A 16295-nucleotide genomic window follows, 5' to 3' on the forward strand; every position below is an offset into this window, starting at 1 on the left:
CGTTGGCAGCTTTCTCGCCTTTGGCCTTTGGCCTTCAACCCGACCTGCGATCGTCCGCGCCTTCTTCGAGATGCTTGAGGCGCTGGTTGATCGAGCGCAGTTCGGCCAGAAGCTCGCGGCGCTCCAGGTCCTCTTCGTCCTGGTGGATGGACTGGGTGGCGGTCACGATGATCGCAATGAAAAGGTTGAGCACCATGAAGCTCGAGACCAGGATGAAGGGCACGAAGAAGGCCCAGGCCCAGGGATAGGCGTCCATCATCGGGCGCGCGATGCCCGACGACCACGATTCCAGGGTCATGATCTGGAACAGCGCGAACAGGCTGCGCCCGAGGTTGCCCCAGTACTCGGGGAACTGCTCACCGAAGAGCATCGTACCCATGACGGCGAACACGTAGAACACCAGCACCAGCAGCAGCGCCGTCCAGCCCATGCCGGGCAATGCGCGCAGCAGGGATTCGATGATGACCCTGAGCTTGGGCACCTGCGAGAGCAGGCGCAGTACGCGCAAAACGCGCAGCGCGCGCAGGATCTCCAGCGGACCGGCCGCGGGCACCAGCGCGATGCCGACGACCAGGAAATCGAAGACGTTCCAGCCGGATTTGAAGAAGCGCGGCCCGAAGGCGACCAGCTTGAGCGCAATCTCGACGATGAAGGCGCCCAGGATGGCGGTGTTGAGCGCGATCAACGCATCACCGAAGCGCGCCATCACGGCCGGAGAGGTCTCCAGGCCGAGCACCACGGCGTTGACGATGATCAGCGCGATGATGAAGCGGCTGAAAGCCGGGCCCTCGACCCTTCGACCGAGTCGCTGGCGCCAGCCGCCGCCGGGGGCGGCCGAAGCGATCGCCTCCCCGTCAGGCCGAGGCGGCATCGTCTTCGCTCGATTCACCCTTTCCGCCGAGCGCATTGACCAGCAAGGCGTTCACTCGCCGCACGTAGCCGGCCGGGTCGGCCAGCTCGCCGCCCTCGGCCAGCAGGGCCTGGTCGAATAGCAGCTGCGAGAGCTCGCCGAATCGGGCCTCGTCCGTCTCGTCGGCCATGGCTTGCAGCAGGGGATGTCCGGCGTTGATCTCAAGATCGGGCTTCGAATCCGGCACGTCCTGTCCGGCCTGACGCAGCATCTTTTGCATCTGCAGGCTCATGGCGTTGTCGTCGCTGACGATGCAGCCCGGCGAGTCCGTCAGGCGACTGCCGGCCGTGACGTTGCCGACCTGCTCACCGAGGACCTGCTTGATGCGACCGGCAAGCGTCTTTGCCGACTCGTCCGGTTCGGCCTCGTCGGTATCGAGGTCGAGCTTGCCGCTGGCCGCGGACTTGAGCTGCTTGCCCTTGTACTCATGGAGGTGGGCGACCAGCCACTCGTCGATCCGGTCGGTCAGCAGCAACACTTCAATGCCGCGCTTTCGGAACGCCTCCAGGTGCGGGGAGTTCTTCGCCACCTTCAGGCTGTCGGCGGTGAGGTACCAGATCGTGTCCTGGCCTTCTGCCATATTGTCGATGTAGGCATCCAGCCCGACGCCCTCGTCGTCGGACTTGCTGGAAGCGAAACGCAGCAGCGAGGCGATCCTTTCGCGCTGCTCGAAGTCCTCGATCACGCCTTCCTTGAGCACGCTGCCGAAGGCGGTGTGGAATTTCTCCCAGGCTTCGCCGCCCTCTTCGGCCAGTCTCTCGATCAGGTCGAGTGAGCGTTTGATCACCGTGGCGCGGATCTTCTTCAGCAGGGGGTCGTCCTGCAGGATCTCGCGCGAGATATTGAGCGGCAGGTCGGCCGAGTCGATCACCCCGCGCATGAAGCGCAGGTAGCGCGGCACGACCTGCTCGGCCGCATCCATGATGAACACGCGCTGGATGTAGAGCTTGACGCCCTCGCGCTCGTCGCGGTTGATCAGCATGTCGAACGGCGCCTGCGAAGGCAGGTAGAGCAGCAGGCTGTATCGCTGGCTGCCCTCGACGTGGTGGTGCGCCCAGCTCAGCGGCTTCTCTTCGTCGCCGGTCAGGCTGGTGTAGAACTCCTGGTAGTCCTCGTCGGACAACTCCGACTTGGCCCTGGCCCATAGCGCCTTGGAGTCGTTGACCGTTTCCGGGGCTTCGTCCTTGGCTTCGTCCTTGCCGGCCTCGCTCAGGCGGATCGGAAAAGCGATGTGGTTCGAGTAGTGACGGATGATGCGCTTGAGCTGCCACTCCGAGAGCAGGTCCTTGTGCTCGTCGCGCAGCGTCAGGGTGATCGTCGTGCCCTGCGCCTCACGTTCGATCGGCTCGAGCTGGTACTCGCCCTCGCCGCTCGAGGTCCAGCGCACGGCCTTGGCCGCCGGCTCGTCGGCACGCCGGGTCTCGACGCTGACCTCCGAGGCCACGATGAATGCCGAGTAGAAGCCCACGCCGAACTGACCGATCAGCGCGGCGTCCTTCTGCTTGTCGCCCGACAGGGACTCGAGGAACTGCTTCGTGCCCGACCGGGCGATGGTGCCGAGATTGTCGATGACCTCTTCGCGGCTCATGCCGATGCCGCGGTCGCATACCGTCAGGGTGCCGGCTTCGGCGTCGAATCGCACATCGACGGCGAGGTCCTGGTCGAGGCCCTTGAGCGATTCGTTGGTCAGCGCCTCGAAACGCAGCTTGTCGCAGGCGTCGGAGGCGTTCGAAATCAGTTCACGAAGGAAGATCTCGCGATTGGAATACAGCGCGTTGATCATCAGCTTGAGCAGCTGATGAACTTCGGTGTCGAAGCGGCGGGTCTCGGGGGCGTTGGCTTCACTCATGGCGGCGTCGAGTCAGTGGTTCGCGATGCTCACGAAGTGGGAACAAACACCCCGGCTTTCAAGTCTCGGCCTAGTATTCCTCGATACCGAGCACTTCCTTGCCCTGGCGGAATTTCACATCCACCGGAATCCCGGCGGCGTCGATGCGATCGAGGTCGGATTGCAGCGCCTCGCCGATGACGCCCAGCTCCTCGAGCATTCGGCCGGCCTTTTCGTAGTCGCCGTCGCCCTGCATCACCAGGATTTCGCGCGAGAGCGCGTCGATGGCCTCGCTGAAGCGCTCGGGGACGACACGGTAGTGGCCGTTGTCGTCGCGCTCGAAGGCGCCGAAATCCTCGAAGTAGTTGAATCGCATCATGTTGGCCCGGCCGTGCGCGCTCGAGGCGCCGAAACGAACCGAGCGGAAGATACCGGCCAGGAAGGTGACGTAATAGTCCATGATGTCGCCCTCGATCTCGCCGGCTTCGTGGAGTTCTCGCACCATGTACAGTCCGAGCACGTCGGCCTTTCCTTCCTCGTGCGGGCTGGCATGCTCCTTGAGCGCGGCGCGCACGGTGCCCTCGCCCTCGACCAGGTTCTTGATGCCCAGACCGTGGGCCACCTCGTGGAACATCGTGTTGCCGAAGAAGGCGTCGAAGCCGATGTGCTCGCGCTGATCCTCGGCGATGACCACGTCGGCGATGGGTACCAGGATGCGATCGTACTTGGCACGCATTGCGTTCTTCAGCTGGGACCGGCGCGTCCCCTTGGCCAGCTGCACCTCCTCGTCGTTGGGCAGATTGACCGCAATGGTCTTGGAGCCGGCGTTGGAGTCGCCCGCGTAGTAGACGACATCGTAGGCGTTGAGCTCGGCCTCACTGCCGGGCTGCTCGGCCTTGTAGGCCTCGGGCACGGGCAGGTTGCGCTGCAGTTCGGGCAGGAACTCGGCGAAGCGGGCCAGGCGCTCGCTCCACTCCAGGTCCTTGATCAGCACATAGGCCTCGAAGGCCGCCTTGTAGCCGTAGCGCTGGTCCTCGTAGGTCTCGATCGGGCCGTAGATCAGGTCGACCTTGTTGTCCGATACGTCCATCCAGGCCAGGTCGGAGGGCTGGTAGCGGTTGGTGCGAAGCGCATCCGCCCTCAGCCGCAGATAACGCGCGAAGCTCTCGTTCTCGGCCAGCTCCGCGGCCCGCTCGAGCATCTCCGCCGCATCGGCCAGACGCTCCGCGTAGAACTCGTTGTAGGGCTCGACCGTCAGCTCGCCAGCGTCGTTGCGGCGGACCAGGCTGTAGAGATCGTCCTTACGGCGGTCTTCGAGCGCCTCGAATTCGGCGTCGGTCATGTCCGCCGGGTAGAAATTGGCGCCCGGCGGCTTCGGACCGTAGCCGGGCACGAAGGGGCGGTTGCCGGCCAGGCGGTCCCAGGGACCGTAGTTGATGCGGGCGAACTCGCGCGCGGCCTCATCGTCGATCTCCTCGAGCAGGGCATCGCGGTTACCGAAGGCCTGGTGCCAGAACAGGTCGTCCATGATCCGGCTGGCGTCGATCAGAACGGCGACCATCTCTCGCTGCTTGTCGCTGAGATGACTCAGGTTCGCTTCGAGCGTGAACTCCGAGTAGATCCCGGGCCGGGGTTCGGCAACATCCACGGCTTCTTCTGGAGGCGGGCCGTCTTCGGAGGCGGCGGGCTGCTCGACGGCCACTTCGCCGGCCGCGCCCGTCGCTGCGTCCGGGCTTGCGGCTTCGTCCTGGGCACCGCCGCAGGCGGCAAGAAAGAGGCAAACGAAAACACTCAGAATCGTCTTGTTCATTGACCGGACTCCATCGGCATACGGTACGACACAGGCGGGCATTCTAACCGCCGGCCGGGCCCGGTGTTTGCAACCGATCGCCGCCCCTCGCATAATTGGCGCCCCGGCTGCGGGCAAAACCCGGCCGAAAACGGGTGCTTGGCGCCCGGATACCGACAACAACAAGAGCGATACCAGCGCATGCGGCAACGCTATCATGTCACCATCACCGACTACCGGGGCTCGCGTCATTTCACCCTCGACCAGCTCGTCCGCCGCGTGATCGCGGGATCGGCCGTCGGCCTGGCGGTCATACTGGTCGTCGGCGCGGCCAGCATCCTGCTGCTGTCGAGCCGCGTCGGTTCGCTCAACGGACAGGTCGCGGAGCTGGCGGCCGAAAAGCAGGCGATCCGCGCCGACAAGGAGCGGCTGGCCGAACAGCGCAGGCAGCTCGAACGCGAAGTCCAGCGCCGCAGCCGCGAACTGGCCGTGCTCGGCAGCGAAGTGCAGCGAATCGAGACCCTTGTGGGCCTGGAGCCGGCCGACGACCGCCCGCTTGCGCAGCGCGTCGACATTGCCGCGCAGACGGCCTTCGAGAAGCGCCTGATGCTGCGTTCCATTCCGAGCGGCTTTCCGGTCCAGTCCGGCCGCGTGACCAGCGATTTCGGCATGCGCCACCACCCGATCCACGACCGCGAGGCCCTGCACGGGGGCGTCGACCTGCGCGCCCGGCGCGGCACGCCGATCTACGCCACCGCCGACGGCGTGGTCGAGTGGGCGGCCATGCACCAGAGTTCCGGCCTGGGCAAGATGGTCAAGGTGGTCCACAACTACGGGTTTTCGACCATCTACGGCCATCTCGACGATATCGAGGTGAACTCCGGAAGTTACGTCAAGCGCGGAGACCTCCTCGGTTACTCGGGCAACACGGGCCAGTCAGCGGCGCCTCACCTGCACTACGAAGTGCGCTACCTGCAGCGTCGCCTCGACCCCTCACCCTTCCTGCGCTGGTCGCTGGAGGAATACGACGTACTGTTCAGCGAAGAGGATCGCGTTCAATGGGAATCATTAACCGAAGTCGTCCGGACGGCAGCCAGCACGCCGGAACGACCGTCATTGCAGCAGGTTCAAAGTTTGTCGGCGACCTTGCCCTGAGCGACAACCTGCACGTGGACGGCCGAATCGAGGGCGCGGTTCACTCCGAAGCGGAAGTCGCCATCGGCCAGGGAGGCAGCATCGACGGTGAACTCAAAGCCGATCACATCGTGATCAGCGGCAGCTTCGAGGGCAACATCGACGCCAAGCGCCTGGAGATCGTCGCCGGTGGCCGGGTCCACGGCGACGTCACCGTGGCCGAACTCGTCATCGAACCCGGCGCCCTGTTCAACGGCAACAGTCGCATTCGCGAATCCGAGGCCGTCGGCAAGCGCAAGACGGAGAAACCGACCACCGGGGCCGGCAGCGGCGGCGAAGAGGCGGCCAAGGCCGGTTGACGCGATTGCCCGCCTTTGGGGGAAGCGGACGGTTTGAAACCGGAGCGTCCCGAAACGCAAAAAGGCCAGCCGCCCGGCTGGCCTTTTTGCGTTCGGAGCGTTGCTCGATTCAGGCGCGGGCGCGGTTGCGGCCGGAACCCGAAAGCTTTTCCTTGATGCGAGCGGCTTTGCCTTCCAGATTGCGCAGATAGAACAGCTTGGCGCGGCGCACCTTGCCCTTGCGCTTGACCTTGATCGATTCGATCAGCGGGCTGTAGGTCTGGAAAACACGCTCGACACCGGTGCCGTGGGACACCTTGCGAACGGTGAAAGCGGAGTTGACGCCGCGATTGCGCTTGGCGATGCAGACGCCTTCGAAAGCCTGCACACGCTGGCGATCGCCTTCGCGAACCCACAGGTTCACGGTGATCGTGTCACCCGCCGCGAAATCCGGAATCTCGCGTTCGGTCTGTTCCTTGTTGATCTCGTCGATGATATTGCTCATGACTGCTCGTTCCCATTGGCGCGTTGACTAGGAGCGCGTTCTTTTTGCCCCGCCCAGGGGCAGACAAGCCGGTAATTGTAACCGGTTTTTCAGCCCTTGTCTTGTTCTGCGTCCGAAAATTCTGCCAGTACCCGCTCGTCTTCGGCATCGAGACCGCGCAGGTCCAGCATGTCCGGCCGCCGGCGCCGGGTGCGCTCGATCGCCTGCGCGCGTCGCCATCGCTCGATCCGGGCGTGATCGCCGCTGAGCAACACCGGCGGCACATCCAGACCACGCCAGGACTCCGGGCGGGTGTAGTGCGGACAGTCCAGCAGGCCGTCGGAGAAGGAATCCTGCTCGGCCGACTGATCGTGACCGAGAACTCCCGGCAGCAGGCGCACGACCGCATCGATCATGACCGCAGCGGCCGGCTCACCGCCCGAGAGCACGAAATCGCCGATCGACCACTCCTCGTCGACCAGGGTATCCATCACACGTTCGTCGATGCCCTCGTAGCGACCGCAGACCAGGATCAGGCGTTCACGCCCGGCCAGTTCACGGACCGCGGCCTGGTCGAGGCGGCGGCCCTGCGGTGTCAGGCAGCCGACGAGGGCCTCGCCGTCGTCGCCCCGGGCCGACTCGATCGCCTGCGCCAGCGGCTCCGGGCGCATGACCATACCCGGACCACCGCCGTAGGGCCGGTCGTCGACGCTCTTGTGAACGCCGGGCGCGTAGTCGCGCGGATTCCAGCAGTGGAGATCGACCGTTCCGTCGGCTATCGCCCGGCCGGTCAGGCCGAGTTCGCGAAGCCCCCGAATCCAGTCGGGGAAGAGGGTCACCACATCGATGCGAGAGAGCATTGCTTCAGACCGGCTCGGTCCACTCGAGCGGCCAATCGACCGTGATGCGGCCACCGTCGAGGTCCACCTCGCGCACGAATTCGCCGGTGACGAAGGGAATCAGGACGGTGCCGCCCTCGCCGCGGATCTGTAGCACGTCGTGGGCGCCGGTTTCCTGCATCTTCTCGACGCGGCCGTAGCTGTGGCCCTCGAGGTTGACCACCTCCAGGCCGATCAGGTCGTGCCAGTAGTATTCGCCCGGCTCGGGCTCGGGCAGCGACGAGCGCGCGACGCGGATGACCTGCCGGCCCAGCGCCGTCGCCTGTTCAGGAGTGTCGATGCCGTGCAGCTTCACGACCAGCCGGGGGCCGGACTGCTGCCACTGCTCGATTTCGAGGGAGTCGCCGTGCTCGCCGAGGAGCCACGGCTGATAGTCGAAGATGGCGATGGGCGGCCGGGTGTCGGACCACACCTTGACCCAGCCGCGAACGCCCCAGGGGCCGTTGAACCGGCCGACTACGACCGATTCGTCCGACCGGCCCACGCGTTCAGGCCGCGGCCTGGGCCCGGCGTGCTTCGTTGGCGAGGTCGCGGACGCGCTCGGAAATCTGCGCACCCTGGCCGAGCCAGTAGTCGATGCGCTCGACGTCGAGGCGCAGGCGCTCGTCGTTGCCGCGGGCCACGGGGTTGAAGAACCCGAGCCGCTCGATGTTGCGGCCGTCGCGCGCGTTGCGGCTGTCGGTGACGACAATGTGGTAGAAGGGCTGCTTCTTGGCGCCGCCCCGGCTCATGCGAATCTTGACCATTTTCTCTCCTGAATCGCCCCGGAACCGCTGCCGGTTCCGTGACTTGCAATTGCTGAATTCGGCAAACTCGCCATTCTATCGGATTCCCCATGCGTTGGGAAGGGGCGAATGGCTAGGTTTCAGGGGTTCCGGGTTCTTTCCTGAAACCTGAAACCCTGAAACCTAAAACGGCATCCCGCCACCCCCACCCGGCATCCCACCGGGCAGGCGCTTCATCATCTTCGCCATGGCGCCCTTGCTGCCGACCTTCTTCATCATCTTCTGCATCTGCTTGTGCTGCTTGATCAGGCGATTGACGTCCTGGATCTGCAGGCCCGAGCCGGCCGCGATGCGGCGCTTGCGGGACCCCTTGATGATGTCGGGGTAGCGGCGTTCCTTGGGCGTCATCGAATTGATGATTGCGACCATGCGCCGGGTCTGCTTGTCGTCGACCTGCGACTTGACTGCATCGGGCAGATTGCCCATGCCGGGCAACTTGTCCATCAGCGCGCCCATGCCCCCGAGCTTGTCCATCTGAAGCAGCTGGTCGCGGAAGTCGTCCAGGCCGAATCGGCGACTGCCCTTGCCGACCTTGCCGGCCAGTTTCTTGGCCTGCTTCTGGTCGACCTTGCGCTCGACCTCCTCGACCAGGCTGAGCACGTCGCCCATGCCCAGGATCCGCGAGGCCAGGCGATCCGGATGGAAAGGCTCGATCCCGTCGATCTTCTCGCCGGTGCCGAGAAACTTGATCGGCGCGCCGGTGATGTGTCGAACCGAAAGCGCCGCACCGCCGCGCGCATCGCCGTCGGTCTTGGTCAGCACCACGCCCGACAGGGGCAATGCCTCGTGGAAGGCCTTCGCCGTATTGGCGGCGTCCTGGCCGGTCATGGCGTCGACCACGAAGAGCACCTCGGCCGGATCGACCGCGGCGTGGACTCGCCGAATCTCGTCCATCATCGCCTCGTCCACGGCCAGGCGGCCGGCGGTGTCGAGGATGAGAACGTCGGCGAACTGCTTGCGCGCGTGATCGACCGCGTCGGTGGCAATGCGCACCGGATCGGCAGTCTCCGCGGATCGGAAGAACCCCGCATCCACCTGTCCCGCCAGGGTCTCGAGCTGGTCGATTGCCGCGGGCCGGTAAACGTCGCAGCTCGACAGCATCACCTTCTTCTTGTGCCGCTCCTGGATCAGACGGGCGAGCTTGCCGGCCGTGGTGGTCTTGCCGGCGCCCTGCAGGCCCGCCAGCAGGATAACCACCGGCGCCTGGCGATCGAGAGCGAGCGGGGCCTGCTCGTCGCCCAGGACGTGCTTGAGCTCCTCGTGAACCACCTTGATGAGGGCCTGGCCGGGCTTGAGGCTCTTCGTGACCTCCTGCCCCACGGCGCGATCGTTGACCCGGGCAATGAACTCCTTGACCACCGGAAGCGCGACGTCGGCCTCCAGCAGGGCGACGCGCACCTCGCGCAGGGATTCGCGAATGTTGTCTTCGGTCAGCCGGCCGCGGCTGCGCAGCCGCTCCAGGGATCCGGAAAGTCGCTTACTGAGCTGGTCGAACATGAGAATGCTTCTTACGAGTCGTCATCGAGACATTATACTGGGCTCGAGTTTCTTTCATTCGGTCATCCTTGGACAAGAACGCTCTTTTCCACCTGTTGCCGATCGTCGTCTACCTGGGGGCGGCAGCCGACCTGGTGCTTGCCCAGGTTCTGGAACGGGGACAGTTTCGCAAAACCGGGCTGTGGTTCGCGGCCACGGGCGTCTTGCTGCACGGCTTCGCGCTCTCTCACGCCGTGGACACTCCCGCCGGCTGGGACGCCAACTTCGTCAACATGCTCTCGCTGGCCGCCCTCCTCATCATGGGCACGCTCGTGGCAACCGCTGCGGCCTGGGCCAGGGCCGGCGAGGCCTGCATCATCGCCGCTCCCGGCGCGGCGCTCTGCGTGGCGCTGCAGTGGCTGTTGCCGGTCGACGCGCTGATCCTCGGCGAAATCACGGTCACCGTGAGGCTGCACATCGTCAGTTCACTGCTCGCCTACAGCCTGCTCAGCATCGCCGCCATCAACGCCCTGATGCTCGCCGCCCAGGACTACGCCCTGCGCCACCCCCGCCTGGTGCGCCGGCTCGAGTTCCTGCCTCCCCTGACCGTCATCGAGACGATCATGTTCCGGCTGATACTGGCCGGCTGGCTGCTGCTGTCGCTGAGCCTGGCGACGGGACTCGTCTTCGTCGACAACCTCTTCGCACAGCACCTGGTGCACAAGAGCGCGCTGTCGATCCTGTCCTGGCTGCTGTTCGGACTGCTGTTGCTGGGACGCTGGCGCCTGGGCTGGCGTGGCCGCCGGGCCGTGCGCTGGACGCTGATCGCCATGACGGTGCTGGCCCTGGCCTATTTCGGCAGCAAGCTGGTACTGGAGGTCCTGCTCGATCGAAGCTGGCAGATGACGGCCGGTTCCTGAGGCGATATGACTGAAGCGCCCCTGTCCGCACTGTTCATCCTGCTGGCGGTCCTGATCGTTCTGTCCGCCTTCTTCTCGAGCTCGGAAACCGGGCTGGTCGCCCTCAACCGCTACCGCATGCGCCATCAGGCCAACAGCGGGCACCGCGGCGCGCGCCTGGCCCAGCGCCTGCTGGCCAAGCCCGATCGGATGTTCGGAATCATTCTGCTGGGCAACAACCTGGTCAACATCCTGGCCGCATCCGTCGCCACCGTCATCGCCATCCGGCTGCTCGGCGAGTCCGGCATTCTCGCTTCCACCCTCGCGCTGACGGCGGTCATTCTGGTGTTCGCCGAGGTCGCCCCCAAGACGCTGGCCGCCCTCAAACCCGAGCGAATCGCCTACCCGGCCAGCTATGTACTGGTGCCGCTGCTCAAGCTGCTCTACCCGGCCGTCTGGCTGGTCAACCTGCTCGCCGCCGCGCTCCTGCGGCCCTTCGGAGCCCACCGGGCGGGAAGCGCCCAGGACTCCATCAGCCGCGAGGAGCTGCGCACCCTGGTCAAGGAGGGAGGCCGGCACATTTCGCTCGACCACCGGCAGATGCTGATCAATATCCTCGATCTCGAGCACGGTTCGGTCGACGATGTGATGGTGCCGAGGCAGGACATCGTCGGCATCGACCTGGAAGCCGACTGGGAAGAGATCCTGCTCACCCTGGAGACCAGCATCTACACCCGGCTGCCGGTCTGGCGCGGCGACCTGGACAACATGATCGGCCTGCTGCACATTCGCTCGGTCCTGCCCGGGCTGACCCAGGGCCTGCTCAACCGCGACACGCTGGAAAAAGCCATTCGTTCACCCTACTTCGTCCCCGAGGGCACACCGCTGACCCAGCAACTGCTGGAATTTCAGACGCGCGAGCGACGGCTCGGCCTGGTCGTCGATGAATATGGCGACATCCAGGGCCTGATTACGCTCGACGACATCCTCGAGGAAATCGTCGGCGAGTTCACCAGCGAACGCCGCCACCGCCAGCGCATGGTGCGCAAGCTGGAAAACGGCGACTGGATCGTCGATGGTGGCGCCACCGTTCGCATGCTCAACCGGCGATTCGACTGGAACCTGCCCATCACCGGCGCCAAGACCCTCAACGGACTGATCCTGGAACACCTCGAGTCGCTGCCCGACGGCCGCACCAGCCTGCGCATCGGCCCGCACACTTTCACCATCGTCGACATGGTCGACAAGCGGATTCGGAAGGTGCAGGTCAGGCAGGTGAGGGGCTAGGTTTCAGGTTTCAGGTTTCAGGTTGCAGGTTGCAGGTTGCAGGTTAAAGACCGGGTTCCGGGTTCCGGGTTCCGGGTTCGGGACGGCACCGGGTTTTCCGGCGTGCGGCATGCACGGCGCAAGGATTGTCGGCAACGATCCCGAAGCTTCACCAAACGCTCCTGAACCCTGAACCCTGAACACTGAACCCCTTCTTTTCACCCTTCCGTCATCGCCACCAACTGCGCCACCAGCCGGGGCCAGTCGACCAGCCGCCGGTGGCCGACCACGTCGAGATGCGGCAGGCCCCGCCCCTCCACGATGTAGAAGCCGCCCGATTCGTGCGGGGCGACGCCGTCGATGTGGCAGATGTTGCGGTCGAGGCGACAGGCCAGCCCGGCCCGCCGGTAGGGGAATTCTTCGAACATGCGCAGCACGGTCGCGCCCAGCGCCGCCGCGCCGCCGCCCAGTCGGGAGAGGTTTTCCACCGCGCGCTGGCTGATGCGCCGGCTCGGTACGTCCTCATGCGTATACAGACGGGCATCCATTGCCACCGGGCGCCAGTCGAGCAGGCGCAGATCGCGCATCCAGCCCGAGACCTCGCCTTCCATATGGCCGAAGTTGAACGCGCCGGTCAGCTCGGCGAGGTCGAGCCGCTCGATCTCGACCTGGGCCGCCAGCGCCGGCAGCGAACCGAAGGGCCGCTCGATGACGAGGTCGCCGAGACGAATCCCGCCCGAGAAGGCCCGGATATCGATGCCGCCGGAGAAGGCAATTCGATCGCCGCTGACCTGCACTCCGGGAAAGCTGCCCGACAGTTGCCCGGAAAACGTAGGGAAGCCGAGCATCTCGGTCAGTGCCGACAGCTCCAGGGGGGCGATATGCGCATCCAGGGTCAGCGAGCGCTGCGCGGAATCGGCGCCCTGAACAGCCAGGCGCTCGACCACGAAGGCGCCGTCGAGCAGCGGAAGCCTGAGGGGCTCGATGAGCCCCCACGCCGAGGGCTCGCCCGCCGCCGCGAGGCGGGAGCTGCCGAAAGCGAGGCTGAACAGTTCGAGTGCATCCCAGGTCAGCTCGGCCCGCAGATCGTCCTTGGAGCGGTCGAAGGAGCCCTCGAGCGAATCGATGGCGGCCCGTCCGGCCGCATCGCGAACGTCGACGGCCTCGAAATCCACGCGGAAGGACTGCAGGTCGCCCGAACGCCAGGCAAGGGCGGCCGAGACTTCGCCATCGGTCTCGAGATCGCCGAAACCGCGCGACGAAGCCAGCCCGTCGCCCCAGCGCCGCCACGCCCCCGGAAACTCGAGACGGGCGCGCTCGACAATCAGCTCGGCCAGGCGCCAGCCGCCCTCCCCCATTGCCAGCGTGAAGCCACCGTCGGCCTCGACCAGCCCGCCGTCGTCGAGAGCCAGCGAATCGACCTGGATCCGCCTGCCGTCAGCCACGCTGCCGGACAGCTCGAGTTCGAGCGGGCGCTCGGGAGACGGCAAGTAAACCGGGCCGGCCAACAGTTCACCGGCACGCTGCGACAGCGCCGCCGAAAAGCCGAGCTCCCCGAGGTCGCCGAGGTCCTCGACCTCCCCGCGAAGCGACACCGCCAGCCCGGCGCCGGCGACCAGCCCGTCGGGGCGATCGAAAGCGCCGTCGGCCAGCGCGAGGTCGAACGACAAGCCGCCCGATTCGACTTCGATCTGTCCGTCGAGCCTCCCTTCCAGCACGCTCAGGCCCATCGCCTCCACGAGGGAACCGGGCGGCGAAGTCAGGTCGAAGCCCTGCAGCATGACGCGGACGCCGGGCAAGGGCGAACCGGACGGGTCGGGCCAGCTGAGCGATCCGGTCAGGGTGTCGCCCTCCAGTGCAAAGGCAAGATCGGACGCCCCTTCCGGCCGCAGCAGCCGCCCGGCAAGTCGACCGGCACCGTCGGCGCCGAGCCATTCGAACTCCCCCTGATGACACCAGGGCAGGCCGGCACGCAAACCGCCGACGGCGCAGTCGATGGCGACCGAACCGCGCCAGTCCTGCCACGCCAGTCCGTCGACGCGCAACCGCCATTGCGACGCCCCATCGGGTTCCGGACCGCCTCCAGGAAGGTAGACGAGGGACGCCGATCGCCAGCTGAGCGGACCGGCGCGCCCGTCACCCGATTCGAGTTCGAGCCGGCTTTCCGCATCCGCACGCGCGGTGAGCGCCAGCAGCATGACCAGGAACACCAGGGGCGGCATAAATGCGGTTTGTCGGGCGACGACGCTCGGGTAAGATGACCGCCATGAGCAAAGGGACATCACGTTATTCGATCGAGTCGCTCAGCGTTTTGGTCGTCGATGACCACCGCATCAACCGCGAGTTTCTCGGAACCGGCCTGGGACGCGTGGTCGGACAGGTCGCGCTGGCCGAGGACGGTCCGGGGGCCATCGGACTTTGCGAGCAGGAAGATTTCGACGTCATTCTGATGGATCTGCACATGCCGGGCATGGACGGTCTGGCTACGGCCAACAGGATACGCGATCTCGATCGCCGCTCCGCTCATGCCCAGATGGTGGCGCTGACCGCCGACGCCCGGCCGGAGGAAAGACTCAGGCTGCTCGAGGCCGGCTTCGACGACTACCTCAACAAACCCATCAACATTCCCGACCTGGTCGAGGCCATTGAAGCCCTGTTCAACCCGGGTGCGGCACGATCGCCGCGCGAGCAGCCCGCCGCCCCGACCCAGCTCATCGACCGCAGCCGCGCCCTCGCCGCCGCCAACGGCGACACCGAACTGGCGGCAAGGCTCCAGGACATGCTTTCGCGAGAACTCGACGAGAAACTGCCCCAGCTCGACCGCATGATCGCTGCGCGAGAGTACCGGGAAGCGGCGGAGTTGCTCCACCAGTGGGCGGGTGCAGGCGGCTACGCCGGTGCCACGCGCATGACGCAGGCCTGCCGGATGCTGCGCCAGCGCCTGCTCTCCGGGCTGGACAGCTCGCCCGGGACCTCGTATCTCAACTTTCTACGGATCGCTCACGCCACGCGGCAGACGCTGCGGCACATCTGAACCTAGGCGCTCGCGATCAATCCGCGCATTTCGCGCACCGCCGAGTCCAGGCCGGTAAACACGGCCCGCGAGACAATGGCATGCCCGATGTTGAATTCCGCGATGCCCTCGATGGCGGCGACCCGCCGGATGTTGTGATAGTCAAGGCCGTGACCGGCGTTGACCACCAGCCCGAGGCGACGTCCGGTTTCGACGGCCTGGCGCAGGCGCGCGAGCTCATCAGCCGCTGCGCGACCGCGCGCTTCGGCGTAAGCGCCCGTATGCAGTTCGACCACCGGCGCCCCGACGGCGACGGCCAGTTCCAGCTGTTCGGGATCGGGATCGATGAACAGGCTGACGCGAATGCCCGCGGCCGACAGCCGCTCGCAGGCGCTCGAGATCCGTTCGCGCCCCGCGCCGACGTCGAGCCCGCCTTCGGTGGTCAACTCCTCGCGGCGCTCGGGAACGAGGCACACGTCGCTCGGCCGCAGGCCTTCCGCGAATGCGATCATCTCATCGGTTACCGCGAGCTCGAGGTTCATGCGCGTACCGATCGTGGCCGCAAGCAGGCGCACGTCCTCATCCTGGATGTGGCGCCGGTCCTCCCGCAGATGGATGGTAATGGCGTCTGCACCGGCCTGCTCGGCCACCAGCGCTGCCTGGATGACCGAGGGATGGTGGCCCAGCCTGGCCTGCCGCAGCGTGGCGACATGATCGATATTGACGCCCAGCAGCGCTTGGCTCATGAATCGCTTCCTCCTGTGCTCTTGCCTTTCGCGCCGGCCAACAGTCGGCGCGTGGCCAACTCCCGACCGGCCAGGTGATGGTCGATCAAGGTGCGCATCAATTCACGCATCTCGCGCGCCGTCTCGCGCTGATCGGTGCTTCCCGCAGCGAGCGCCCGAATGGCGGCGCCGCGAAACACACCCGCGCCGCCGCGCTCGACGGGCACGAAACCGACCTCCGGCTGCAGATGATACAACCCGTCGGGACGGATCGCGTCGCCGCCGGCGGCATCGAAATCGAAGTCCGGGGCCACGCCCATGCCGCTGAGCAGGGCCAGCTCGAAACGACGCAGCAACATCGACTGCGGCTCGTCTCCGCCAGCCAGCCCCCTGAAGACGGCCTCACATGCGTCGAATACCGTGGGGTGAGGATCGTCGCGCTCGAGCAGCCTCAGCAGCAGTTCGTTGACGTACAAGCCGCACCACAGCGCCCGGCCGGCCAGCGCATGGCGGTCGCCTGCGGGTTCCAGCCCGGTGAGCGTACCCATTTCGCCACGCCGCGACCACGAAGCGCTCAGCGGCACGAAAGGCTCGGCCAGTCCGCGCCAGGGCGAGCGCGCGGAGCGCGCGCCCTTCGCGACGAGTCCGATACGGCCGTGCTCGCGGGCAAAGAACTCGACGAGGAGGCTGGTTTCGCGCCAGGGGCGACGGTGGACCACCCAGCCCGGCTGGTGCTCGACGCGGGACAC

Annotated in this window: 16 protein-coding genes; 5 read left to right on the plus strand and 11 right to left on the minus strand. The window is 66.1% G+C overall.

The annotated features are described in order from the left end of the window. Positions 1 to 34 precede the first annotated feature (34 nt). From DZC52_RS07940 to DZC52_RS07950, 3 genes are all read right to left on the minus strand, one after another. The gene (locus DZC52_RS07940; RefSeq protein ID WP_116650598.1) at positions 35 to 871 is read right to left on the minus strand and encodes an ion transporter; all 837 of its coding nucleotides are present in this window, start codon (positions 869 to 871) and stop codon (positions 35 to 37) included. Further along, positions 855 to 2759 (minus strand): molecular chaperone HtpG, encoded by a 1905-nt coding sequence (gene htpG, locus DZC52_RS07945; protein WP_116650599.1) that lies wholly within the window; start codon positions 2757 to 2759, stop codon positions 855 to 857. Before htpG ends, DZC52_RS07940 begins: the two co-directional genes overlap by 17 nt. A gap of 70 nt (positions 2760 to 2829) precedes the next feature. Beyond that, positions 2830 to 4548 (minus strand): dipeptidyl-peptidase 3 family protein, encoded by a 1719-nt coding sequence (locus tag DZC52_RS07950; RefSeq protein ID WP_116650600.1) that lies wholly within the window; start codon positions 4546 to 4548, stop codon positions 2830 to 2832. 180 nt (positions 4549 to 4728) lie between these two features. On the opposite strand from DZC52_RS07950, the gene DZC52_RS07955 reads away from it, so the two are divergent. Together DZC52_RS07955 and DZC52_RS07960 are read left to right on the plus strand one after the other, a co-directional pair. Then, positions 4729 to 5682: a M23 family metallopeptidase gene (locus DZC52_RS07955; RefSeq protein ID WP_116650601.1), complete on the plus strand. Its 954-nt coding sequence runs from the start codon at positions 4729 to 4731 to the stop codon at positions 5680 to 5682. A gap of 14 nt (positions 5683 to 5696) precedes the next feature. Continuing rightward, a complete protein-coding gene (locus DZC52_RS07960; protein WP_245960790.1) occupies positions 5697 to 6020 on the plus strand; it encodes a bactofilin family protein in 324 nt (107 codons plus the stop codon). A 109-nt stretch (positions 6021 to 6129) separates the two neighbouring features. Here DZC52_RS07960 and rplS read toward each other — a convergent pair whose 3' ends face one another. From rplS to ffh, 5 genes are all read right to left on the minus strand, one after another. Beyond that, a complete protein-coding gene (gene rplS / locus DZC52_RS07965; RefSeq protein WP_116650603.1) occupies positions 6130 to 6504 on the minus strand; it encodes a 50S ribosomal protein L19 in 375 nt (124 codons plus the stop codon). A gap of 89 nt (positions 6505 to 6593) precedes the next feature. After that, positions 6594 to 7343, minus strand: a complete 750-nt coding sequence (gene trmD, locus DZC52_RS07970) for a tRNA (guanosine(37)-N1)-methyltransferase TrmD (protein ID WP_116650604.1) — start codon at positions 7341 to 7343, stop codon at positions 6594 to 6596. A gap of 4 nt (positions 7344 to 7347) precedes the next feature. Next, positions 7348 to 7866 (minus strand): ribosome maturation factor RimM, encoded by a 519-nt coding sequence (gene rimM, locus DZC52_RS07975; protein WP_116650605.1) that lies wholly within the window; start codon positions 7864 to 7866, stop codon positions 7348 to 7350. Positions 7867 to 7870: 4 nt separating this feature from the next. Beyond that, on the minus strand, positions 7871 to 8128 hold the full coding sequence (gene rpsP / locus DZC52_RS07980; RefSeq protein ID WP_116650606.1) for a 30S ribosomal protein S16: 258 nt from the start codon (positions 8126 to 8128) through the stop codon (positions 7871 to 7873). 162 nt (positions 8129 to 8290) lie between these two features. Continuing rightward, positions 8291 to 9664, minus strand: a complete 1374-nt coding sequence (gene ffh, locus DZC52_RS07985; protein WP_116650607.1) for a signal recognition particle protein — start codon at positions 9662 to 9664, stop codon at positions 8291 to 8293. 68 nt (positions 9665 to 9732) lie between these two features. On the opposite strand from ffh, the gene DZC52_RS07990 reads away from it, so the two are divergent. Both DZC52_RS07990 and DZC52_RS07995 read left to right on the plus strand, forming a co-directional pair. After that, positions 9733 to 10563, plus strand: coding sequence for a cytochrome C assembly family protein (locus DZC52_RS07990; RefSeq protein WP_116650608.1), 831 nt, complete (start codon positions 9733 to 9735; stop codon positions 10561 to 10563). Between the two features lie 6 nt (positions 10564 to 10569). Then, positions 10570 to 11829: an HlyC/CorC family transporter gene (locus tag DZC52_RS07995; RefSeq protein WP_116650609.1), complete on the plus strand. Its 1260-nt coding sequence runs from the start codon at positions 10570 to 10572 to the stop codon at positions 11827 to 11829. Positions 11830 to 12026: 197 nt separating this feature from the next. On the opposite strand, the gene DZC52_RS08000 is transcribed toward DZC52_RS07995, so the two are convergent. Continuing rightward, positions 12027 to 14030, minus strand: coding sequence for a hypothetical protein (locus DZC52_RS08000; RefSeq protein WP_116650610.1), 2004 nt, complete (start codon positions 14028 to 14030; stop codon positions 12027 to 12029). A 44-nt stretch (positions 14031 to 14074) separates the two neighbouring features. On the opposite strand from DZC52_RS08000, the gene DZC52_RS08005 reads away from it, so the two are divergent. Then, a complete protein-coding gene (locus DZC52_RS08005) occupies positions 14075 to 14842 on the plus strand; it encodes a response regulator (protein ID WP_181918843.1) in 768 nt (255 codons plus the stop codon). 2 nt (positions 14843 to 14844) lie between these two features. On the opposite strand, the gene pdxJ is transcribed toward DZC52_RS08005, so the two are convergent. Together pdxJ and recO are read right to left on the minus strand one after the other, a co-directional pair. Beyond that, positions 14845 to 15567, minus strand: a complete 723-nt coding sequence (gene pdxJ / locus DZC52_RS08010; RefSeq protein WP_116650612.1) for a pyridoxine 5'-phosphate synthase — start codon at positions 15565 to 15567, stop codon at positions 14845 to 14847. Beyond that, positions 15564 to 16295: a DNA repair protein RecO gene (gene recO / locus DZC52_RS08015; RefSeq protein ID WP_181918844.1), complete on the minus strand. Its 732-nt coding sequence runs from the start codon at positions 16293 to 16295 to the stop codon at positions 15564 to 15566. The genes pdxJ and recO overlap by 4 nt, the downstream gene beginning before the upstream one ends.

Origin of the sequence: Wenzhouxiangella sediminis, from assembly GCF_003410055.1 — a bacterium.
In the GTDB taxonomy this organism is placed as follows: domain Bacteria; phylum Pseudomonadota; class Gammaproteobacteria; order Xanthomonadales; family Wenzhouxiangellaceae; genus Wenzhouxiangella; species Wenzhouxiangella sediminis.

Bases quoted from the DNA above. Each gene is read 5' to 3' on its own strand.
- DZC52_RS07940 (WP_116650598.1), bottom strand. From the start codon at position 871: ATGCCGCCTCGGCCTGACGGGGAGGCGATCGCTTCGGCCGCCCCCGGC.
- rpsP (WP_116650606.1), bottom strand. From the start codon at position 8,128: ATGGTCAAGATTCGCATGAGCCGGGGCGGCGCCAAGAAGCAGCCCTTC.
- pdxJ (WP_116650612.1), bottom strand. From the start codon at position 15,567: ATGAGCCAAGCGCTGCTGGGCGTCAATATCGATCATGTCGCCACGCTG.
- DZC52_RS08000 (WP_116650610.1), bottom strand. From the start codon at position 14,030: ATGCCGCCCCTGGTGTTCCTGGTCATGCTGCTGGCGCTCACCGCGCGT.
- DZC52_RS07950 (WP_116650600.1), bottom strand. From the start codon at position 4,548: ATGAACAAGACGATTCTGAGTGTTTTCGTTTGCCTCTTTCTTGCCGCC.
- rplS (WP_116650603.1), bottom strand. From the start codon at position 6,504: ATGAGCAATATCATCGACGAGATCAACAAGGAACAGACCGAACGCGAG.
- DZC52_RS07955 (WP_116650601.1), top strand. From the start codon at position 4,729: ATGCGGCAACGCTATCATGTCACCATCACCGACTACCGGGGCTCGCGT.
- trmD (WP_116650604.1), bottom strand. From the start codon at position 7,343: ATGCTCTCTCGCATCGATGTGGTGACCCTCTTCCCCGACTGGATTCGG.
- DZC52_RS07995 (WP_116650609.1), top strand. From the start codon at position 10,570: ATGACTGAAGCGCCCCTGTCCGCACTGTTCATCCTGCTGGCGGTCCTG.
- htpG (WP_116650599.1), bottom strand. From the start codon at position 2,759: ATGAGTGAAGCCAACGCCCCCGAGACCCGCCGCTTCGACACCGAAGTT.
- ffh (WP_116650607.1), bottom strand. From the start codon at position 9,664: ATGTTCGACCAGCTCAGTAAGCGACTTTCCGGATCCCTGGAGCGGCTG.
- DZC52_RS08005 (WP_181918843.1), top strand. From the start codon at position 14,075: ATGAGCAAAGGGACATCACGTTATTCGATCGAGTCGCTCAGCGTTTTG.